Genomic DNA, 21,143 nt, shown 5'->3' with positions numbered 1-21,143 from the left:
ATACCGGGCCTGTTCTGTACCCACGGACTTGGCCAGTAATAATAGTTGGCATCGAGTCTTATACCTTTTGGAGCTTCCAGTTTCGGCTGTGTGTGCCAATCACTCCAGGCTATACAGTGCGTCCTGTTAGTTGAAGGAGGAGCGACACTTGGGTAGCGTGTCTTGAAATCAGCCAGCTGATTGTTGAGATCTCGCTCTAATGAAGTTGGAGTAAAGTTAGTGCAGTTAGTGGTCAGGTGCAGTGCTATTTCAAAACCCTGCTGTTCAAAGGCTCTTGCTTCTGTGTCTGTAAGAGGAGTATTTGGGTAAATGTAAGAAGTCCCTCTTATGGCACGCCAATCAGCAACTGCTTCTGCACTGTTGTCAGTACTCATCTGGAGGTATTGATTAAACCGAGCCTTAGTCCCTCCATTACCATGATCATCACCTGTCATAACTACAGCTGCTTTTAACCCTCGGGGGAAATACCAAAAGCGTGGCACAGGCTTTCGCGCTTTTAATGTGATTATGTTAGCTAAAAGTCGCTGCTGCTCATCTGCTTGCGGTATCATTACCTTATTTAGATCTACCCAATCCGGGTAGAACTGATCATCCGAACGTATAGGACCGGCTTGCCCATCCCTTTTCTGCCCTGCCCACTGTGGGTTACCCTGCCGCGTATAGACGATCGATCGTGCAAGATCAAAAGTAAATGCCACTGCTGTTCCTCCGTGCCCCCCAACTTTATGCATTGTCACGGCAGGATAGTTCGTGGAGGTGCTTGCACCGGAATAGAGCCTGGCTATAGAGGTTGCCCCATTTAATGTGTAAAGATCTGCTACTCCCTGGTACTGTATGGTTTGATTCACTATACCTTTGCCTGGTCCTGTTGCGGTATTTACCAGAAGATATTTATTGGCTAGCGTACCGCCAGCAGGCGCTATACCTAGTAGCTGGGATAATTTAGTATCAGGCTTTAACGCAATCAGTGTACCCCCCGCATTTGTCCAGGTGCTGAGCATGCTAACCTGGGCATCTGTAAGCGGGATATTACCTATAATCACCACGTCATAGGCTTCAAGAACAGAAGAGTTTACTCCTAATATATCTAAGGAGCTAAAGCCATTTAGTCCTTCCGCTGTTAAAATTTCAGTAGTGTACAGGCTAAATTTATTAGAGGTGCTACTGATCACTAAAATTGAATTGCCAGAACCTGCATTTACAGCAAAATCAGCTACTGATCCGTCTGCCTTTATTTTATACTCTTTATTACTGGCCGCATCAACGCTGCTCCTAAGGGCAGAACTGGCATTGTCAGTTGCCGCATGATGTGCAACTGAATAGTCGCTAGCAGTCTCCTTGCGAAAAGTTGAGTTATCTTCAGTAATTGAATTGCCAAACGAAGTAGCGATAGGAATTGGCTTACTTTCAAGCAGTTGGGTGGAAAAAATAATAAAAGACAGGGCGGCTATGGACAACAGTAACATTTTCCAATAGCTATCAAAAACTGTAAATTTCATATGCATACGCATGTTACTGTTTAAATATCTTATACTTCTGTGATAGGCCACTTCATTATGTAAATTCTGAAGCTCACTCTTCCCTATAGAGTTATTGTAGTTTTAATAAATTAAAATATGCATGAATGTAGAGGAGATGAATTTACAGAAGAAGACAGCGTCCTTAGGATATTTTAATTCAAAAATTCATTTCAAACATTATTGTATTGCGTAGTATACTGCCTTAATAATATATTTATAAAAATAATTAGCAAAGTATAAAACATTGTACGGTTGAGTTCTAAGAATGTGCAACTTAAAATTATTTTATTATAATAAATAAACAAAAAATATGGTAAAATAGAGAGTGTTGATTGTGAACATGTCATTATTATGGGTAGAAAATTCTTAGAGCCCTTATATATTTTAAAGAAATAAATTAAAATGGAGTAACAATTGCACCAACTTGAATTTGTTCCAATTTGAATTCCCTCGTATATCCTGCTTGCCGCATTCCAACATGGTTTATTCCGTGGATGAACTTGGCCTCAAAACCGAATATTTTAGATAATTTGTATGCTACTCCAACTACAGCACCAATTTGACGCTCCTCTACCTCATGTGTAATATTTAAATATTGCCCGTTGTGTTGTTCTTTCGCATGAGTTAACACATCTACCTGAGGACCTGCCATAACAGTAAACTTCGACTTAACTTCTAGCTTAAGAAGTAAGGGCAACGAAATATAACTCAAGTGATACTCTGTTTCTTCGGTTAACAACTCACTCCGCAGGTAAGTATATAAATACTCTTGCTGGAGAGTCACATTGCTGATTATTGGAAATTCCAGGAATGCTCCACTGCTAAAGCCTGTTTTCCATACAGTCTCTACAGGTATATTAGGTTTAGGAAAACCTTTATTAAAATTTGTGTTGGAGAGATTCAGAGCAAACTTAAATCCTGCACGTAAATGAAGCTTTTTACTGCCTTCCATATCAGACAAACCCACAGTTCCATCATAAAAATCACTTTCTATAGATTTGTTTGTTATAGACTTATCATTTATCTTACCTGCTTTTACACCTGAGCAGATCAATGTTAATATAAAAATTGCAGGAAGACATTTATTCATTGGTAAAAAATAAAATTATATAAATATCTGAATTAGGCAGGCACTTGCTCCACAGGTAACTTCTTTACAACCAAACTTGGCTCTAGTACATCATGCTTATATCTACCCATGATTTTATCTACTGAAAGATTTTCCTCTGCGTACATCCTTGCATTTAATCTGACATTATCATAATCCCCCATCACAGCGTTCCAGATTCCCTCATTTAAAGCTAGCTGGTCTTCAGGGTTGACTAAAATCCCGATATTATGCTGACTAATCAATGAGTGCAGACCGGTGCCTTGTTTTGCTGTTATCAATGCCAGTCCCCCCACTCCTAGGACGGTGGTTAGTTTTGAGGGCATCACAAGGTCACCTGCAGTGGCCTTTTGGATTACCAGATGTACATCTGCCATGTTCAGAAACTTATTAAAACATTCTGCAGGCTGCAGTGAGAAGATAATCAAATTATTAAGCCCTAAGTTTTGGGAAAGAGAGCTAAGCTTTTCCTTATAGGGACCTGATCCACAGATAACAAATTTAAAGCTTCGCTGTTTTTCCATCGCTTTGGCAGCGTAGAGAATGGCCTCTAAACCTTGTTTCTCTCCAATCGCACCTGAATACAGGATGATCTTATCAGATCGCTTAAAGCCAAATTCCTCCTTAAGATCCGAGCGGCCATTTATTGGGAAGAAGGCTTTGCAATCTGTCCAGTTGGCAAAAAGGTAGACGTCTTTCTTGGCCTTGATTTTTATTTTTCGCACCATCCCTTCAGATATGCTGCTTATGACATCTGATTCGTTGAGAATATACTTCTCTAGCTTAAATAGAGTATTGATCAAGACAGGAGAAGTGATCATGTTAAGGTCTCTGGCAGCTTCAATCTGCAAATCTTGTATGTGATAAAGAAGCGTGGTTTTACGTAATTTTTTATACAATACCCCTAACAAGCCGAATTGAAAACATGGGACAACAGTAATAACATAGTCGAATTTTCGCTGAAATAGCAAGGTTAAGAGCATAAGGCAAGCGGATATAAGAAAAGTCAGATCAAGCAGAATGCGTTTAAAGCCTGAAGGCACTGATGGGACATACATCGGGCATCTGTTCACTTTGATTTTGCTTTCACCAAAATTCTGAAATTCTGTACTATACCAATGCTTCTTATTTGAGTACTCATCCTGCACCTTCCATTCTGGATAGTAGGGATAAGATGTAACTACTTCACAGTCATATCCATTTTGTGCAAGCCAGGCAATCATCTCCCCACTATACTTGCCTATACCCGTAGGCTCAGGATAAAAATTATACCCGATTAAAAGGACCCTTCTTTTCATACAATTTTATTTTTAGAGCACAAAGAGGCTTAGAGTCAGAGAAAAAGTCTTAATAATGCTAGAGTAAAACTGGTTACTTACAATTAATAATAAGTAGCCTTACATAATATTATACGGAATGATAAATTTTGTAATTATTAGTATATTAATTTTATGTATGAATGTTACTTTCTAAGATGTGAATGGATAATAAAATCATTTTAACATGCTATTGTTCTATGTTAAAAAATTTACATAGCCCTCATAAGAGTGAAGAGATACTAAAGTTTTGAAAGCTTGGGATGGAGCATTGTGAAAAGAAGTACTTTTCACTTAAGAGTTTTATAACAGGCACTATCGGTAAACAGTACTGTCTAGCTGAAAAACGCGTTAATATGTAATGACGTAGGATATAATTTAATCTATGCTGACTATAACATGAATGGTGTTACAGACTTATGTTACTTTAAACCTTACAGCGGCTGTTTTGCAATATTTTGAGCCAAACTCCTGCTCTCCCTGATTTTACAATATACCTGGGTGAAATACGACATTTTAAGAATGGCTACTGCCAGACCTCTGGCCCCATCCCTAAATCCTCCATAAATAATGTAGCTCCCGATAAAAAATGCAGGCCCAATCAAGACACTCCTCATGAGTGAATATTTTAAACGCTGTCTCCACGTCCAATGAGCAGATGATTCAGAATCGTCAGTTGACTTTAAGAGTCTTGCTGCTTCCCAAGCTGCATACTCACAGTGTTTTAACACATAGTGGGATATACCCCTAAGGTCTTTGTGGTCTATCTTGCTTTTGATGATTCCTATTTCTCCGCGAATAACGGGGTGTTCATGCACTTCCATATCGAGTTGGCTCCACTTGTCTTCCTCTATTTGCTCATATTCCCCAGAGCCCACACGGAACAGAGCCAGTTTACGCATTGGATACCCTCCCCTAAGCTGTTTTCCTAGAAAGTAAACAGTGTAATTCAGCCAGTAGCCTGCTTTGTCATCTTTTCGAAGTGCCTTTCTAACCTCATTTTTAAAGTCTTCTGTCAGGTATTCATCTGCGTCCAGAAAGAGAATCCATTTTGTGTTAGGTGTATGGTTTCTTAAATACCAGTTACGTTTCTTTGGAAATTTCCCATCCCATGCGAAATCTACTACCTCTGCACCAAATTCAATGGCTTGTTCACATGTACTGTCTGTGCTGCTAGAATCTATCACTACTATGTGACGGGCAAAATCATGTCCTATTGCTTCAAGGCACCCCGATAGGTTTTTTTCTTCATTTCTAACCGGAATCGAAATTGTCAAATCTAATGGAGTGATCATAGTTATTTTTATCAACCATCCTAACTTATTGCTTATCCAAGCCTATTTTTAGTAACCTACAGTCGCTTTGTTCTGGCAGGATTCCCCATTACTGTAGTTCGAGGTAAAACTGATTTAGTAACCACACTACATGCTCCAACAATAGCATATTCTCCAATAGTAATACCTGGCATTATAAAAGCTCTTGCTCCTATGAAGGCATGTGTTCTAATGATAATCGGAGCCGTGACCAGATTTTTTGCAGGCTGTTCGAAAGCATGTGTTCCGGTATTTAAGTAGGCCTCCTGTGCAACTGTTGCATGGGCATGAACTTCAATCTTCCCTAATGAGTAGGCATTAGCTCTGTCACCTAGTGCTGCACGATCATGTAGTGTTAAATTCCATGGAATCTGTATTCTAGCCCTTTGATGTACAAACGGTTTTCCAAAAACTTGTGCACCAAACGCTTTTAGCCAGAAGAGTCGCCAATTATTCGCTGGTTTTGGAGTCCAAGAGCATAGCAACCGCCACACATACTCCCAGAGTAACATCTTTATACGCTGCCCCTTACTCCAAGGACTATCATAAGCAGACAGTTGCTGATGAATATGAATAGCGCTATCTTCCATAGTTTCATTAAGTTTTTAAACTCTTAAAATCTTGAACAAACAACTTTGCTACAGTTTGAGGAGAGTATCTTTTTACAATAAGTTTGGCTGCTTCAGACATCGCTTTTAGACCTTTTTCATCTCGTATTAACTTAATTAGAGTCTGCGCTAATACAAACTCCTGATCTGCTGCATTTTGATTAAATGTCAAACCATTTATGTTATTTTGAATAAAATCATTGAAACACGCTAACTCAGAAACAACTGGCACACATCCATAAGCCATTGCTTCCCTTGGAGCCACTGGTGCTGCATCGCCACTTCCCTGTTGTACTGGATAACAAAATATGGTTGAACTCGCATAAAAGCTTATCAGGTCTTTTTCATTATATATAGGGCCCGTAAACTCAACGTTGAGATCGCTTGAAAGGTCATTCAGAGCTTTACAATAAGCGTCCCCTCCACCACCATCTTGTACATTAGATGGCCCAATAATAATCAACTTCCAGTCTTTACCGACTTCTTTTTCTAATAGTTTGAAAGATTTAAGTAAGATGTGAACTCCTTTTTCAGGATGAAGCCTCCCAACAAAAAGTATGGTTTTTGTACGTTTAATATGTACAGGCACTATATCAAAAGGAACAGGATTAGGGATATAAGATATGAGATTTTGATGTATGGAGGGAACTTCGCTTTTAATTGCTTCGCAAATTACTGGTGAACACCCTCTAAGTCTGCCAACAGCTTTATAAAATTTCATTTGCCCTCTTGGGAAGCGCTCAACACTTACATAAACCTTTCTGCTTAAATTTTTATGAATTAGCATTGGAGACCAAAATGTGTTCGTAACTATAATGTCAGAATCTTCAGGAATCATTTTAATTGCCCGGAGGGAATAAAGTAAATCAAGCCACTTCAGTTTAATTAGCGAGGATGGAGTATTATACCCCTTCACTCTTATGTATTCTACTCCATTTAACTTTTCTCTAACTGGAAGATTAGAAATGGAGCGACTTATATGTACAACCTCATGTCCCAAGGCTGCAAACTCCTGTCCCATTCTATGCCATATCTTTTCTACTGCTCCACCTTGTATAGCAGGAACAGGCAGAAAGGCTCCTTGTATTATTGTTATTTTCAAAATACTTAATTATAAACAATCTTTTATGTCAAATAACGAGCACTAAGCCTTTAAAAATCAATTATGTTTAATAACATCTACTAGCTTAATTACAGCAGGCATAACAGCAAAGTGATTTAGATATACTGCTCCTGCCTTTTCACCATAGCTCTGCTTTTCAACTTCTCGTAAATTAAGCCAGCTATTTAACATTGAGAGCACCCCCTCTACTGTGTCATCTGCTACTAAACCAGCTCCTGTGTCAGCTATCTCTTGCCATATGTTAATTTTATTTGTAAGCAATACAGGTTTACAACATGCTAATGCCTCCACTACTGCTATACCAAAGTTCTCCTGATGGCTGGGTAACACAAAGGTTTCACATCCATAGAAGGCACCCCACTTGGCATCGCCAGCAAGCATACCAGGGAAGTAGACCATATCTCTAATCTCTTTACTACTCCGGACATACTTTTGCATTTCCTGACCGAACGGTGTTTCAATTCCAGGACCTGCTATAACTAACTTTGGTAGTGGGGCGTGGTCAGATGATTCAATGTTGGAATTCCATTGGAAATTCTTTATTTCCCGTTGTTCATACTGTACCTCAGTTAATGTTTTTATCAACTTCGCATATGCTTTCAAAAGCAGGTCCACTCCTTTCTTTTCGTGGATCCGACCTAAGAAGAGAAAGTAAGGTTCGTTCTGAATCTGAGGACACCTATCTTTGAATGCCTCTTCCATTTTTTTTAAATATGCTGGAGGGGCAGTAATACCATATCCAACATTAATCTCGTACTTAGGTTTATAAGGACGAAAAGGAACTCGAGCAAGTTTAAGCTCACTTTCACAGGTAAAAAGTAGCCCCGTTGCTTGTCTGACTACTCTGCTTTCAATAAGTTTCCAGTATACCGTATTTCGTATTGCTTTAAGCTTTCTACTTGGCGCTGTTTGAAAGTACGGGTCAAGCATACCATGTGGCATAATAAATACTTTAGGAAGCTTTTCTCTCAATTGTTGAGAATGCTTATATTTTTGCTTAAGTAGCTTGATTGCCCGATGAACAGCAAAGCTATGATACAGCCACACCCCATGCACTATCACAGCATCAAAGTTGGGCAGATGATCAACAAGCCAAGGTAAAAGCTTAGAGGAATAGCACCACGGTCCTTTACCAGGCCCAAGCATATGAATAGGGAAAGAATCTCCTCCTAAATACTGTGCATCCGGAGCATCTAAACAAGCCACTTCATTAAGCACATTTAATTTCGATAATTCAAGAACTGAATTTCTTATACCCTCGCATGGCCCTCCAGAAGTTGGGTTCATACTACCTATCACACGAAGTATTCTCATAAAAACAACTAGTAAAAGAGTGAACAATGCTCACCTTTAGAGATTAACTTATTCCAATATTAGAAGTCGATGTTTCTACTGGTATAGCCTTATGATTTAAAAGCCAATGCCCCAGTACGCTCCACAACCACAAACGGGTCCAATGAGATTGCCCTTTCATAAAGATTTCTCTTTGTCGTAGAGGCTCAGAAAGACCAAGCAAATCTGCAGCGGCATATATGCCCTCCTCTGTAAATTCTGCTAAATGCCCCCTCATCCAATTTTCCATAGGTAAAACAAAGCCCTGTTTTGGCCGGTTATAAACCTCTCTAGGTAAGTCCGAACGAAAAGCATCTATAAGAAGCGGTTTTACACCATAACCTTTCTTATAGCTTTGTGGTATTTTTAAAACTTCTTCAACTAAATGATGATCTAGGAAGGGAACACGGATTTCTAGCCCTAAAGCCATGCTCATTTGATCGCTATCGCGTAGAAGCAAGGGTATCATGTAGCCATAAATTTCAGCCCAAGAAATAATTGCCATTTTATCAACACCTTCTGGAGGAGGAGGGACATACGAGTGCCCTGTACTTAAACCCATTTTGCATAGTTCTGAAACGGATGTAAATCTTCTTCTTGACACAGTCAACTCAGCCGCAGAAAAGCCGTTAAGCCCAGAAAGTTTTTGCTTCAGTTGTTTTGGCATTAGCTTAACCAGTTGCTCACTATACCTCTTTGGTAAAGCGCTCAGCCAGGTGAGAAGCGGAACGTTTTTGAAGCTTGGATATCCTCCGAATAATTCATCTCCACCAAGACCAGAGAGTGCAACTTTCATCCCCTGTTCTCTAACCACTTTAGACACAATGTAAGTATTAATGGCATCAACAGAAGGAAGATCTAGGTTATACACAGCTTCTTTTACCCAAGAAACACAACTCTCTTCACTCACTTCTATTTCAAAATGTTCGGATCCAGCTTTTTGAGCTACTTTTCTGGCAACTTTCCGCTCATCAAAGGCCTTTTCATGAAAGCCAACCGTGAAAGTTTTAAGATTTTTCCCCAGTTCTTTACCTGCTACAAGCACTATAATACTAGAATCAATCCCCCCACTTAAAAATGCCCCCACACCCACATCGGAAATCAGATGTTCAGTTACAGAACTTTTTACAAGCTTATTAACTTTCTGAACATAATAATTTTGATTATAAGGTATAAGTTTAGCTAATGGAGCCGATTCAGGTGTCCACCAATTCTCTGTTTTTATTTCTCCTTTATTATTCAACTTTATCAGACTTCCTGGAGAAACGGCATTAACTCCACTAAATATTTCATCTACTCCAGTCATACGCCCAAAAGCAACAAACTCACTTATTGCTTGACTGGAGGGTAATTTATCATCGGGATTCAGAAGAGGCTTAATTTCTGAGGCAAAAGTACACGCAGCTGCATCAAACCGAACCCACAAAGGTTTTATTCCTAGTCTATCTCTAACTAACAAAACAGAATTATCTACTGAATCATGAAGAGCAAAAGCAAACATACCTTTCAGTAGGGAAAGCGCTTTAGTTCCCATGAATTCAAGTAACTCGATAAGAGTTTCTGTGTCAGAAGTGCCATGCCAAGAGTTGAAAGGAATTAAAGAACGTAAGTTCAGGTGATTATATATTTCACCATTAAATATTATTGTGAAACGCTTAGATGAGCTCTGCATTGGCTGATATCCTGCTTGAGTTGGCTCAAGAATGGCCAATCTTGTGTGACCAAAGTAAATATTACCTTCACAGTTAATCCATTCACCTTTCCCGTCTGGCCCTCTATGACGTATCAAATCAATTTGCGGGAGCGGTAGAATACTCTTACTGAAAGCTATTTTTCCTATTATTCCACACATAAAAGTATCCAATTTCAAGACGCTTTAACATTGTTCAATCTAGTAAGTTTTATATACCTGCTAACATAAAACAGTGGCAATATCCCCGGAGTGTTAAATGGCCACGTTCAACGTATCAAAACCCACCATGATCAAAAATTAGGACTACCCTAAAGCGGAACATAAAAATTTCTAGGTCCACAGGCGATATAGATGACAATTTTATCTGTCTATTTCTTAACAATTGCAGAATACCTGCTCTTAAATGCCTTACTTCTTTGTCAGTAAGTTAGATACTCTTCAATCCGCTTTGAATAGCTGACAAAATATGCATTTGTTTTGAGTGCTTCGCTAGCTTCTAGATTTGTGAATTCCTAATAATCACCAGAATCCTTCATTAATGTAATTGGAAGCATATAATGTATAGTTTTTGCTTTCAATCATTCTAAACTTAGATCAAATAGATAAGGCTTTGTAAGTTTGAGTATTTATTGATAAACAAAACAAGATTAAATATTAATAATACGTAAAAAAAGAATTATTCAACTAAAAATAATTTAAATAATTCGTGAATAGATTTTGTAAATGGGGGAAAAAATTTTTTACGTTTCTAAATACAGCTTAACTGTTATGCTAACATGGCGTCCAACAATTTCAAGTATACCTATTTACTCGCCTCTAAAATTTTATAATAGTGCTGCTCTATTAGAAGAAGATAATCTTTTATACAGAACCTTTCTGCTTCTAATAGTCCAGCAGAAACGACTTCAGCTCGCCTATTTAATGATAAAGAACAAACTTCCATAACCACTTCAGCAGCTTTTTCAGCCCATTCTACTACAAGAGAGTTATTATTTGGTCGGCGCGGAATGTAAAACCCCCTACTCCCCGCAACTTCATTCATGGGGGCTTCATCTGTAGTAATTACTGGACAACCACAGGCCATGGCTTCGGCAATTGGCCAACCAAACCCTTCAGCCAGTGAAGGGTATAAAAGTACTGTGGCTCCAGCATAAGCAAATCTTAAAATATCGTCACTTATATTACTCAGCCAATGCATATCATGTCTGTAGGAAGATTGGGCATGTAGCTCTAATAAGTATGGTGATGGTTTAGAGCCTATCATTATAAGAGGTAAATCAAATTGGTACTTTAATCGCAAAACTTCATAAATCTCAATAACTCCTCGTCTATTCTTGTACCAATCATTTCCACCGACATGCAGTATGTATCCATTTTGTAAATCAAGACTTGTTGCGCTGCTAAAGAATTCTCTTGATTTTTCGGGATTGTAGGGAGCAAAGTTGTTGTTTAAGCCATTATAAATTACTTCTGATAGTAGTGGCTCTTTCTCTAAAAAGCTATGCAGATCTAATTGAGTTTTTTGAGAAACCGAAATGAAGTTCTTTCCACAGGTATATCCCCGTCTTATAAACTTTTGATAATAACGACCAGACCATGAGATTTTATTTTCAGGGTATTGATCAAGTGCAGACTTTTGAGCTAAGAAATCATGACAGTGTATCACATGTGGTCTATTGGAAACTAGTGGCACCCATGGACCTAGCGCTTGGTCTGTAAAGACAAAAAGTGTATCCCTTGGGATAGCTGCAAGTCTAGTGCGCACCTGATGAGGGAACATAAGATACTGATCAGCATATCCAAGCCATTTACGCTTGGAAGCAGGTATAGGAAGCTTATGAAATAAAGGTTGAGGGCTCCATATCTCTATAGTATGTCCCCGCTGTTGCATTCCAGTTGCCAGCAAGTTTGTAAAGCGAGGCATGCTTTGTGAGCCAAGAAAAGAGGGATGCGAAAAAAAAACTAAATTCATTATATACTTTGATATAGCATCACGGTATAGTTTGATATATCATCACGGCTAATCTTTTATGTGCTTTAAGCAAGTTCATTTGCTATCGATACAGCAACGGCATCTACAGAGTAGTTACCTATCCTTTCTTTTGCCCAATCGAAGTCTCTGGAATAATGTGAAAGCTCAACAATACATTTGGCTAATTCATCTGCATTATTTTCTTTAAAAACCTTTACTCTATCCCAACTTCCGAAATCAACACTACACCCAACAGCATCACTTACTATAACTCCGCAGCCAGCTTGTAGTGCTTCGTTAGCCACTAGTCCCCAAGTCTCCCCCATGCGTTGCGATGGTAAAACTAATATATCAATAGCTAGGTAATGTTGAGTTAATTGAGATTGGTTAACGAAGCCTGTGAAGTGACTTTTTATCCCGAATTCTTTTAAAGTGTTTTGGCCTAAACTTTTTAATTTTCCCTCTAGTTCTCCGCTACCAATGAAATAAAAGGCCAACCTTTGTAAAATAGAAGATGGCATATTATTAAGCATCTTGTAGAGGATGCATGGATTTTTTTTTGTTATAAATTTTCCTGAAAACCCGATCACTAAATCAGATTCCTTAATTCCAGCTTTAGATCTAGCTTGTGATCTTAATCGGCTTTTAGAATTATGGTCCAATGCTTTAAACTTATCCACTGTACAATAAGAAGCAGCTCTTAGCTTTTGGGGATAAGCTCCGTGCTTTATGTAATGCAGTCGATTTAATTCTCCTATATAAAAGAACTTTTTTATAGGAGAGTACAGAAGGCTATAGAAACCAAATCTTATAAATGATTTAATATTAGAACGAACAAAAGCTTCATCTTGACATTCACATCTTATCCATATAGGTATTTTACGCAGTAGGGCCTCCTTATAAGCAATAAAATCATACTTATAGTTAAAACCAGTTAATAGAATAGCAGAAGGAGAAAACTTATCTATTTCTTCTCTTACCCCTTCTCCTGTTAATGAATTCCAGCCGGTTAAAGGCTCTCCATTTACACAATTCAAGATAGAAAAAGAATAGCCTTCTAGTAATGGTTCGTCCCAAACAACTCTTTCTCCAAACTCATTATCTCTATAACCCCGTACTGAACAATCACTAGCATAAATTACACGAATACGACCAGGTTTAAGAGCCTCTATAGCTTGCCAAACAGGGACCCTATATTGAACAGGATGAGTATCGAAAATAAGTAATGAGTCGACCATATGTTGAAAGCATAATTAGTAATATAGAATTAGAAAAAACTTAATTCTTGAGAACAGTTGCCTAATGACTCTCGACGAGTATTATCACTATACTAAACTTCCTTTAACTTCTTTTAAAGAAAGACCTTCTATAACAGTGGAAAGTTCGTGTTTCTCAAGCCTATGCAACAATATAATCATTCCAATGGCCAACCACCACCATATTGCTAGCGGAGGCTGCATTCCAAGTTGAGATATCAGACCACTAATAACTACATATGCAAGAAGAAAAGAGGTAGCAGACGCTAAAGCTTGTGTCCTCATAGCTCGCCATAGATAGTAGCACCAAATAATTAATGATAACCTAAACCCATACCATACTATAATAAGATACATCCCTCCTTCCCAAAATGTTGTTGGCATGTCACCTTCTGTCCAGAAACCGTTTGCTCTAATTTTCGCTGCATAGGAACTTACTTGACTAGATCCATTGCTCATCACTCCTAAACCATTTCCCAGCAATACCGAAGTTAAATCCTGTTCCCAAAACCAATCTGACCACCCAGTGAAACCGTGTAGCACTCGACCTGTTATTTCTTCATTATGTGACATATGGTTATAACCAGAAGACCTTGCGCTGTAAGCAGCAAAGTATTGAGGTTTTACTGCCTTCAATACCGATAAACTCACTAAACAAATACAAATAATAGGGATTCCTCTAGAAAGGAACCAGCCGGGCCTTTTACATCCTATTAAAAATAAGCCTAAAATGAAGGTTGCTCCACAACCTAACACAGCAGTTCTACCGCCAGTTATAAATGCGCTTATAATTAATAGTATTAACAAAACAACATAAATATTATACCTTATTCGTACCCCTAAGGCTAATATAGTTTTTGGTTGTAAGAAAAAGCTAATTGCAAGAAAAAAAGATTCAGCCGCAAGAAACCATGAATATTGTCCTGTAAAAGAAAAAGTAGATGATACTCTTAAATATCCGGCAGCAGAAAATGCTTCTAATGATTCTCCACCTACACTTAAATTGAGCCAGTGTGATGCTGGAAGAGCATTTTGCATAATCGCAACAAGGGAGGTCGGAACAAGAAGTAAAGAGGTGAAAAAAATAAACTTTTTAAATTTTTCCTCTTGTGGGGGTGGAAAAGCAACAGATACAAGTACCCCAACTACTGTATAGAGAAGATACTGCTTAGCGGCAAAAATAGCCAGTAAGGGATCCTTAAACCCAGTAAAATACAGAAGTGGCAGAAACAGAATGAACAGAGTTATCCGTTTCAAATTTAATTTAAAGATAATGTCTGGTAGTTCTCGGCCTTTAAGCGTGAAAATGCCAACGACACATAGAAGATCCTTCAGGAAGAAAACAGGAGTTGCTAGTGAAGGTAAAGCTTTACGAATAATACCTTCAAAAACCAATAAAAGAACTAAGCTATAAATAATTAGCTCACATTTATCAGATACTGTACTTCTGTTATTTGTAGATTTCACCTGAATAATTGTTATCTATTATTTCTGCAAAAGACCTGATATAAGTTACTTATAAGTTCTTTACCAGCCTCTTCCCATCCATTCAAATTCTCCAATCTTGCAATTGTATTTGTGCGTAAATTATTTAGTAGTTCTCTATTGTCAATCAACATCTGCAGCTTTTCTCTTATTACCTCACTATCCCTTATAGGAACGATATAGCCTTCATTCCCATCAACTATAACATCTTCAGCTCCTGTATTACATGTAGCTATCACAGGCAAACCATACGAAAGAGCCTCCCCTAATACTAAGGCTAGCCCCTCCTCAATTGAGGGCAGGCAAAAAACATCTGCGGATCTATAAGCGTCTTTTAACTTTTCCCCCTTCAACACACCTGTAAAAACAATATTTGGAGTAAGATCAAGTCCATTTATTGCCCCGTCATTAGCATCTGGCCCAACTATAATTAATTGTTTTTGAGGACAGTTCAACTGTTTAAATGCCTCTATAAGGTATCGAACCCCTTTTCTTACAGATATGGTGCCGACGTACAGGACGGTAAAACTCTCACTCCTCGCATCCCTTTTACTTCTTGAGTTATCTAGTTTATTAAATCCATATGGGATTTTAATTAACTTTTCAGCAGGAAAGCCTTTCTCAATAAAGCTTCTTTTTACAAACTCTGAAGGCAGCAAAATATAATCAGCTTCTTTATATTCCTGTAAGCGCCTTTTTTTTTCAATACTCAAGAAAGGCTTCCATGGCAATTTTAATTTTAAAAATTCATTCTCTAAAAGTTCTTCCTGATATTCGACATGGCTATTCACAGCTTCAACAATATTGATTACGCTTCTCTTTTTACCATATCTGCTGCTAAACAGCCCACTCCCACTATAATATAGAAATACATCACAGTTCTTAACAAATTTTCGGCATGCTAAGTCTTGTTCAATCTTTGACAGAAAAGCAAGGAAAGTACAAATCCTATCAGGCAACTTCATCTTTAAACTTAAAACGTACAGTGTTTGTAGAATATCAGCACTAAAAAGCTTTCCCATCAAGTCTGGTGCTTTTGCTCTGGGACTTATACGTGGAAAACCGCTGATGAAAGCGTGTAGGTTGCCTGCTGTGTTTAATGCACCAGCGTATAAATAGTGATGCCCCCTGTTAGGCGCTGTATAAACTATTTTCATTTTTATAAATCAATTCTACTTGTTACCAACCTTAATTCAAGGTTAGTCAGAAAATACATAGTAACGCAAGGTCAATTTATCAGCAACCTACATCTGTTTATTCTAAAGCCTCTTGAATTAAATTGAGCAACTTCTGGGAAATCTTATTTGGGTGGTGAGCCTCTAAATGTAACTTAGCGGCATTACGAAGTTGCTCTTCTAATTCAGCATCATCTTGTAGCTTCTGAATACAGGACACCATAGCATTTACATTACCTCTGCTAAACGTTAGGCCTGCGTTACCAACTGCATCAGGCAACCCTCCTCCATCTGATACTATAGGCAAGCATCCACAGGCCATACCTTCTAGAGCAACGATTCCAAATGGCTCCTCCCATATCGAAGGGACAAGCAGGTATTTATGTTGATTAAGGCATTTAGCAAGTTCGTCCCCACAGAGAGCTCCTGTAAAATTTACAAGCCCTTGTAATCGTAAATTAGCTACTATACCTTCTATATATGCTCGCTCAGGTCCATCTCCTACTATAGTCAAAGAAAATCGTTTAGATGTTTTCCCATTTCTAGTGGACTGTACGTTTAATGCATGTACTGCTTTAACTGCCAAAATTGCTCCTTTATCAGAAACCAGTCGACCTACAAACACAAAGTCTTCTGAGCGTTGAATATTAGGTAAATTCTTAAAAATACTTGTATCGTAGGTATTCCCTATAACAATAGCTTCTTTCCAGCATTTTCTTCTGACTGCATCACTTATCGCTACAACCTTTTTTTTACGGCCTAAGTCCCAGGTTTTAACTCTACTTGATAGGCTAAATTTACTATCAACAGTAAGCCAAGTTTGCAAAACAGTAAAAGAAGGACGATTATAGATTATATTTGGCCACGAAAGACGCATACACGGATTATTTTCAAAGACTACATCTGCCCAAGCATTCTCTTGAAAGAGAGTAAGAAGGTTTGGTTTTCTGATAACTTTATAAGGAAAAGCTTTGCCTGTTGAATCGGCGGACCATGTCAATACATGAACATCGTATTCTTCTTTAAAAAAAGAATAAGCTAAAATTTCAGTTATCGTCTCGATACCACCTATATCTGGATAGAACCTATGCGAGATTAGAAGAATTTTTAAAGCCATTCTATTTGCTGTTTATTTAACTGTTTGTTACTCTACAAAAGACAGCGTATGTTCACTTCAATCACTTTGCATTTATATGTCTTGATGATTGCTTTTACAGTTGCAAGAAGCGTTTGAAATATCATCAATGAATGTTTTACACACTGATGAAACTGTAGAGATACAGTCTACTTCTCCTTTATGCATAAATAGGTCTTTAAAATTGCCTGGTTGGTATTGATAAATACCAGCGGGAACACTAAACTCTTTAACTCCTCTGGCCTTCCAAGTATTTCTGATACAGAAAACCGGAAGTCCATGTTCCCTCATTGCTGCAACAGTACCACTTTTTTCTACTAGTGCAATTGGAGTGGTAGTAAGTCCTATAGAAGCATTTGCTAACAGCTCAGAAACACCTTTAGCCGGTTGTTCACCGCACAATTCAAAATCCAATCCTTTAGCCCTCCAGGTTTTTACCCAGTTCTCTTGTTCAGGACCACAACGTCCAACAATTCTTAAAACCAGCTGCACATTGTTTTCTAAAGCAAATAAAGCTGCCTCCTCTGTAAATTCTTCTATTGGTGCACCAGGGTGTATACCTCCAAATAGTACGAAAAAAATTTTTTTTCCTTCATTATATAAAAGTGTTGAATTTTCCTGACGAATAACTACGTTATTGGCTATTGGAATATTAGAAAACAGAGGGAGACACTTAGACTCTATACCAAGTTTTGCAAGTTGTAGTTGGTAAAGGCTACTTTGGGTATGGTAAACGAGAGGCCTTAGATTTACTTGCAAAAGTTTAATTACTACTTGTTGAAGAGTACCCCATACAATAGCTTTTAAACTTGAGTTTATTTCCATGCCAACCCATAATTCATGAAACATTATGTGCCATTTGCGACCCTTTCCAACCTTCATAAGAAAAAAGCATAAGGTGAAAGGCAAGCCCTTGGAATGATACGCAAAGGGAACAAATTGTAGACTCAACCAATCTGGATGTAGTTTTTCAACCCAATTTTTAATACATCGAACTTTCTTTACATTAGGCATTACCGATGGGATACGCACAACGGTCAACTCAATTTTACCAACACATTGTTTACCAACTATTTCTCTCTTAACAAAAGAATCATTTAAAGAAATAAGTGTCGCACTATGGCCTTGCTGCACTAACTCTCCAGCTAATCGTCTTATATAATCTCCCACACCATCACATCTAGGTTCTAGTGATCCACAAAAAAAAATTATATTAAGCCCTGTTACTTCCATAGATTAGATTTTAGACACATCAAATATCAGTACACAAACTATTACCCAATTGAGTATTCTGCAAAACACATTATAACCAACCATATTTATAATATTAATAAAGCAGTTACAAGAGTTGATTTACTCACTTGCGATTAGGAGTCTTTGTAAAAAAAGATATTTTTAAATACTTAATTTTCTCTTGAAGCTCAGTTTTCCTGTCTGCAAGGCTTTATTCAATGGGATAAGCAAGGTTTGATGATTTGTTGAGTTAGTTCCACTGCTAATCACCTTACATAATCCCCTACACTATCATGTCCGGGTTCTAGAGAACTACACAAAAAAACAATCCGTATGATGTTTATAGCTTTTAGCACTTCCTGCCAATATTCGGGTCATACTTAGTTAATGATGCTAAGGTGAAAACTAAATTTTCTCAACTATGCTTCCTGTCTAAACAAGGACCAAATAGGCAGGTAATACTAGTAGTTCTGATCAAGATACACCTAACTCTAAGTACATAATAGGAAGTCGTCCATTTATAAAAGGGGCCATTATTATACAGAAGCATAATAATAATAATAATAATAATAATAATAATAATAATAATAAACTTTTATCAACCAATCAACCTACCCAATATCGAAGCTATCTTTAGGTCCAGTTTCCTAAACTTAAATGATCTGCCACTAAAAACTTGAATTGGTGAGTTTGCATATTTTATATAATCCTTATCGCTAAAATCAGGCCGCCTGCCTCTTTTAAACAAAAAAGCAAGATAACTTTTATTCCATGGTTTAATACCATTTACAGCATGAGACATCAAATAAGCAGGTTGTGTGAAACCCATGCCTTCTTGACCAATAATACTAAAGCTTAAATCAGGCGAAACAGCTATAACTGCATTGAGTATATCCTGATCACCTTTGATTGCCCTAAACCCATCTTTTTCGAATGATGAAGTATTGCCGCCAGTTAAACTGAATTCTTGAGTTAAATCTACCCAACGATCTAATAATACTCTGTTGGATCTTTCAATGCCAACAAACCCACTATTAACATAAAAATTATTGTGATTTACAAGATTAGAATTACTCAACCTTTTCCACTCCTTTCTCCAAGGATGATTGTGGTGAACGAAAGGAAAGCAGTTATCAAGACAAAGCCCTATGCCACTGTCTACCCATTTAGTGAAATAACTCCATGGAGCATTAACAACAATATCCGGATCAAAGTAATAAACTTTTTCAACAGAAGGAAACTCATTCAATACGCTTCTTAATATTGTAGGCTTATAGTATCCAAAATGCATCTTACATTCAAGCTGCACAAATTTAGTATGTATATTTTGTAATTTGTAATAGCCATTATTTAATGGTTCTAGTTGAGATACCCATTCTGGCAATGCTCCTCTGTAGCCCACATAAACTAATCCTTCAAATTCGCTCTTATGTAACGAATTTATTAGTGAAGCCACCCCCTTATGATAGTCTTTCTCAAATAAAGTAACTACAGCTTCTTTAAAAATTGCAGTTTCCATATACTGTTACAATAAGGCAAATTAAAACTATTAAATTTCTCACTACTATTTTTTTAAAATTTCCTTACTTTCAACATCGTCAAGCTTAAAAATTAAGTGTGCTTTATGCTAGCCAAAAGCGCTTTTGTATGTCTAAAATATTAAATTGCCGTTCTGCCAGATGTTTGGCATTTTCTGAAAGTACTTGCCGGTGGTTAATTAACGACAGAATTGCCTTGGTAAGATCTTGTACATTTAACGATGTGCAACACTCAGCAGAACCTGTTTCCTGCAGTAAAAGGCAGGCAGCACCGTTTTCCGGTCCATGATAGAGAATAGCACCAGAGCTGCTTAAATAACCAACCATTTTAGTTGATAAACTGTATAGTGAGAATTCAGAAGGAGAAAATTTGATGGGAAGGTACAGGATTGCGGCAGCGTCAAGCTCCTCCTTTAGTTCTTTTTCATCGAATGAGACACTTTTGTACTCAACTGCAAACAATCTGTTTTTTAAGAAACTCACCTGTTGAGTTCCTCTTAAAACCAATTTTATTTTCAAGCCCTGGCGAACCAGTAAATCTAAAGCTTCAGCCAAAGCTTTAAAAAGTGGCAAATACTCCAAATGAAGTAATCCAGCAAAATATATAACTAACTCATCATTTAACTCAGGATTAACTATACTTAATTCTTCCTTCTTTACACCATCCGTAATGATTTCAAAATTCCTATATCCAAATAGACGGGAATACTCAACACCTAATGCGTTAGAAATAACTAGTCGCCTATCTGCCTGTTTCCATAATTCTCTAGCATCATCTTGTGTGCTACCTGTTGTAGAGAAGTGATCGTGAAAAGAGACCCACAATTGCTTTTTAAGCCTAATCCTAGATTTACAAAGTGCACCTGAAAAAGGGCCGTGATTGATTACATGAATAATATCGTGTTCAATATTAGCAGCCTCCTTTTGAACGCGATTGATATTACGTAACCTGAATTTCTTTTCCCTTAACCAAGTAACACAAGTTCGTACATACCATCTATAATACTTGTGTCCTTGGGGAGATGCGGCAACGGTTCGTTCCAGAATTAGTCCTTTTGGAGCTGTCCAGTAATTTGCTTCCAACACTAAAGAGTTTACTTGAGATTCATATCCTTGGTAAAGTCGGCGCAGGATTCTGCTACCACCACTATTGGAATAAAGTGAAAAGGGCTGATAAGAAAGAAGTTTCATTTTTGATGAAAAATTTTTAGTAATTAACCGTTGTAGCTCCACCTTCCTTATGAAGGTGGAGATCATTAAAAGTGCTTTTCATTCGAACCACCACTAGTCCCTAAGTACACTCCCCTACCACATAGAACACAAACAGAACTATTAT

Annotated in this window: 15 protein-coding genes; all 15 read right to left on the bottom strand. The window is 37.7% G+C overall.

The features are described from left to right. Nucleotides 1–1,917: 1,917 nt before the first annotated feature. The 15 genes from BD749_RS02355 to BD749_RS02285 all read right to left on the bottom strand — a co-directional run bounded on the left by BD749_RS02355 (nucleotide 1,918) and on the right by BD749_RS02285 (nucleotide 21,064). A complete protein-coding gene (locus BD749_RS02355; RefSeq protein ID WP_101442765.1) occupies nucleotides 1,918–2,610 on the bottom strand; it encodes a porin family protein in 693 nt (230 codons plus the stop codon). A 32-nt stretch (nucleotides 2,611–2,642) separates the two neighbouring features. Continuing rightward, nucleotides 2,643–3,926 (bottom strand): WcaI family glycosyltransferase, encoded by a 1,284-nt coding sequence (locus BD749_RS02350; RefSeq protein WP_101442764.1) that lies wholly within the window; start codon nucleotides 3,924–3,926, stop codon nucleotides 2,643–2,645. Between the two features lie 452 nt (nucleotides 3,927–4,378). Next, nucleotides 4,379–5,239, bottom strand: a complete 861-nt coding sequence (locus BD749_RS02345) for a glycosyltransferase family 2 protein (protein ID WP_101442763.1) — start codon at nucleotides 5,237–5,239, stop codon at nucleotides 4,379–4,381. A 56-nt stretch (nucleotides 5,240–5,295) separates the two neighbouring features. Beyond that, nucleotides 5,296–5,847: an LbetaH domain-containing protein gene (locus BD749_RS02340; protein ID WP_101442762.1), complete on the bottom strand. Its 552-nt coding sequence runs from the start codon at nucleotides 5,845–5,847 to the stop codon at nucleotides 5,296–5,298. Nucleotides 5,848–5,854: 7 nt separating this feature from the next. Further along, entirely contained in the window at nucleotides 5,855–6,967 is a 1,113-nt protein-coding gene (locus BD749_RS02335) for a glycosyltransferase family 4 protein (RefSeq protein ID WP_143741215.1), read from the bottom strand. A 57-nt stretch (nucleotides 6,968–7,024) separates the two neighbouring features. After that, a complete protein-coding gene (locus BD749_RS02330; protein ID WP_101442760.1) occupies nucleotides 7,025–8,302 on the bottom strand; it encodes a glycosyltransferase in 1,278 nt (425 codons plus the stop codon). Between the two features lie 43 nt (nucleotides 8,303–8,345). Further along, nucleotides 8,346–10,190, bottom strand: coding sequence for an asparagine synthase (glutamine-hydrolyzing) (gene asnB / locus BD749_RS02325; RefSeq protein ID WP_143741214.1), 1,845 nt, complete (start codon nucleotides 10,188–10,190; stop codon nucleotides 8,346–8,348). A 625-nt stretch (nucleotides 10,191–10,815) separates the two neighbouring features. Beyond that, nucleotides 10,816–11,985, bottom strand: coding sequence for a glycosyltransferase (locus tag BD749_RS02320; RefSeq protein WP_101442758.1), 1,170 nt, complete (start codon nucleotides 11,983–11,985; stop codon nucleotides 10,816–10,818). A 65-nt stretch (nucleotides 11,986–12,050) separates the two neighbouring features. Next, nucleotides 12,051–13,223, bottom strand: a complete 1,173-nt coding sequence (locus BD749_RS02315; RefSeq protein WP_101442757.1) for a glycosyltransferase family 4 protein — start codon at nucleotides 13,221–13,223, stop codon at nucleotides 12,051–12,053. A gap of 87 nt (nucleotides 13,224–13,310) precedes the next feature. Further along, nucleotides 13,311–14,708 carry a hypothetical protein gene (locus BD749_RS02310; protein WP_143741213.1) on the bottom strand — a complete coding sequence of 466 codons (1,398 nt, stop codon included), beginning with the start codon at nucleotides 14,706–14,708 and terminating at the stop codon, nucleotides 13,311–13,313. Nucleotides 14,709–14,719: 11 nt separating this feature from the next. Continuing rightward, a complete protein-coding gene (locus BD749_RS02305) occupies nucleotides 14,720–15,883 on the bottom strand; it encodes a glycosyltransferase family 4 protein (protein WP_101442755.1) in 1,164 nt (387 codons plus the stop codon). Between the two features lie 97 nt (nucleotides 15,884–15,980). Continuing rightward, nucleotides 15,981–17,018 carry a glycosyltransferase family 4 protein gene (locus tag BD749_RS02300; RefSeq protein WP_101442754.1) on the bottom strand — a complete coding sequence of 346 codons (1,038 nt, stop codon included), beginning with the start codon at nucleotides 17,016–17,018 and terminating at the stop codon, nucleotides 15,981–15,983. 72 nt (nucleotides 17,019–17,090) lie between these two features. Next, nucleotides 17,091–18,269 carry a glycosyltransferase family protein gene (locus BD749_RS02295; protein WP_143741212.1) on the bottom strand — a complete coding sequence of 393 codons (1,179 nt, stop codon included), beginning with the start codon at nucleotides 18,267–18,269 and terminating at the stop codon, nucleotides 17,091–17,093. Nucleotides 18,270–18,867: 598 nt separating this feature from the next. Continuing rightward, nucleotides 18,868–19,788, bottom strand: coding sequence for a glycosyltransferase (locus tag BD749_RS02290; protein ID WP_101442752.1), 921 nt, complete (start codon nucleotides 19,786–19,788; stop codon nucleotides 18,868–18,870). A 103-nt stretch (nucleotides 19,789–19,891) separates the two neighbouring features. Continuing rightward, a complete protein-coding gene (locus tag BD749_RS02285) occupies nucleotides 19,892–21,064 on the bottom strand; it encodes a glycosyltransferase (protein ID WP_101442751.1) in 1,173 nt (390 codons plus the stop codon). Nucleotides 21,065–21,143: the final 79 nt, after the last annotated feature.

Source organism: Pontibacter ramchanderi (assembly GCF_002846395.1).
In the GTDB taxonomy this organism is placed as follows: domain Bacteria; phylum Bacteroidota; class Bacteroidia; order Cytophagales; family Hymenobacteraceae; genus Pontibacter; species Pontibacter ramchanderi.
The sequence above is the reverse complement of the archived record's forward strand: the minus strand, read 5'-3'. Positions and strand labels throughout refer to the sequence as shown.